2 protein-coding genes are annotated in these 2,062 nt (G+C 57.1%); both read left to right on the top strand.

Annotated elements, in window-relative coordinates; all coding sequences use genetic code 11:
* The first annotated feature begins 85 nt into the window (after window positions 1-85).
* Window positions 86-445, top strand: a complete 360-nt coding sequence (gene tnpB / locus AC25MA_RS25755) for an IS66 family insertion sequence element accessory protein TnpB (protein ID WP_230384521.1) — start codon at window positions 86-88, stop codon at window positions 443-445.
* Between the two features lie 18 nt (window positions 446-463).
* Window positions 464-2,017, top strand: coding sequence for an IS66 family transposase (gene tnpC / locus AC25MA_RS25750; RefSeq protein ID WP_213884195.1), 1,554 nt, complete (start codon window positions 464-466; stop codon window positions 2,015-2,017).
* Window positions 2,018-2,062 lie beyond the last annotated feature (45 nt).

The raw sequence follows: 2,062 nt of genomic DNA, 5'->3' as shown, positions 1-2,062 counted from the left end.
GTAAGCGCTCCATGAACCCCACATTCAAAGCGCTTACCTGATCCCCGATGCTGTGCTCCCGATTTCTTTCTGGAGCCTGCCGACGATGATGCGCCCCGACGCCAAAGTCGAAAAAGTCTATCTCTACCCCAAGCCCGTCGACTTTCGAAAATCCATCGATGGCCTCGCAGCCTTGGTTGAACTGGATATCAAGGTGGCCGTGTTCGACCCGGTTCTTTTCGTGTTCCTCAACAAACCGCGTAATCGCGTGAAGATCCTCTATTGGGAGCGCAACGGTTTCTGTCTCTGGCTCAAGCGCCTGGAATCCGAACGCTTCAAAACCTCGCCCGACATCACTGACGAAGCCATTGTCCTGACTGTTCAGGAGCTGAACTGGCTACTCGACGGCTTCGACCTCTGGCGCAACCGTCCGCATCAGGTTTTGACCCCTCGTTTCGTTGCCTGAATCGGTATAATCCTCGGCATGAATTCCGTGCCCGATGACCTTCCCGATGACCCTGTCCTGCTCAAGCAAATGCTCCTTGAGGCTTACGCAGCACGCTCGCGTGAGCAGGAAGTCAAAGAAGCCTACGCCACCCACATCGTTGATCTGAAAGAACAGATCAAGTTGCTGCGTGATCGTCTTTTCGGCCGCAAGTCCGAGCAGGCCATCGACCCCAACACGCCGCAACTGGCGATGTTCAACGAGGCAGAGAGCGAGCCTCTGTTGACGGTGGAGACGCCGGATGAAGAAGTCGTCACACCAGCGCCACGCCGGGGAAAACGCAAGCCACTCTCGGCTGATCTGCCGCGTATCGAAGTCATCCACGAACTGCCTGAACACGAACTGACCTGTGCATGCGGTTGCCGCAAGCATGAGATCGGTGAGGAAATCAGCGAGCAGCTGGATATCGTGCCGATGCAGATCCGCGTGCTCAAACATGTCCGTAAGGTCTACGGCTGCCGGGGATGTGAAGTTGCCCCGATCACGGCAGACAAACCGGCTCAACTGATCGAAAAGAGCATGGCCAGCCCGAGCGTGTTGGCGATGTTGCTGACCACCAAGTATGTCGATGGCTTGCCGCTGCACCGTTTTGAAAGTGTCCTGAGCCGGCACGGGATCGACATTCCACGTCAGACACTGGCGCGCTGGATCATCCAATGCAGCGAACATGTCCAGCCGCTGCTGAATTTGATGCGTGAGCGATTACTGGAAAGTCCGGTCATCCATTGCGATGAAACCCGTGTCCAGGTCCTGAAAGAACCGGATCGAGACCCGACCAGCCAATCCTGGATGTGGGTGCAAGTCAGCGGACCGCCTGACCGAAAAATCGTGCTGTTCGACTACAGCTCCAGTCGGGCGCAGGAAGTGCCGTTGCGCCTGCTGGAAAGTTATCGCGGGTATGTCATGACGGACGATTACGCCGGCTATAACGCGTTGGCGCTGCAGCCTGGCGTGGAACGGTTGGCGTGCATGGCGCATGCCCGGCGCAAATTCGTCGACGCTCAGAAAGTGCAGCCTAAAGGCAAAACCGGACGGGCCGATGTCGCACTGGCAATGATCAACAAGCTGTATGGCATCGAGCGCGAACTGAAAGACGCCAGTGACGAGCAGCTTTATGTAGCGCGACAGGCGCAAAGCCTGCCAGTCCTGGCCCAGTTGAAAAGTTGGTTGGACAAGGCCCAATCCCAAGTGACGCCGCAAAGCGTGCTGGGCAAGGCCGTGAATTATCTGGCGAATAACTGGAGCCGGTTGGTGCGTTACGTCGAGGCTGGTTATCTACCAATCGACAACAATCTGGCTGAGCGCTCGATCAAGCCGTTTGTCATCGGTCGCAAGGCCTGGCTGTTCAGCGACACGCCCAAGGGCGCCACGGCCAGTGCCCAGATCTACAGCTTGGTCGAGACTGCAAAGATCAACGGCCAAGAGCCTTATACGTGGCTGCGCCACGTACTGGAGCGACTGCCCCACGCGCAGTCTGTAGCAGACTATGAAGCGCTACTGCCGTGGAACTGCTCGCCGGAGATGCCACGATAACTGCGACTTCCTATTCTCGGTAGGTGGGGTTCATGGATCGCTTAC

It is taken from the genome of Pseudomonas sp. P65(2024) (genome assembly GCF_057480955.1).
The sequence above is the reverse complement of the archived record's forward strand: the minus strand, read 5'-3'. Positions and strand labels throughout refer to the sequence as shown.

What these genes read in the sequence shown, in the direction of transcription:
- tnpB (WP_230384521.1), top strand. Translation starts at nt 86, where the DNA reads ATGATGCGCCCCGACGCCAAAGTCGAAAAAGTCTATCTCTACCCCAAG.
- tnpC (WP_213884195.1), top strand. Translation starts at nt 464, where the DNA reads ATGAATTCCGTGCCCGATGACCTTCCCGATGACCCTGTCCTGCTCAAG.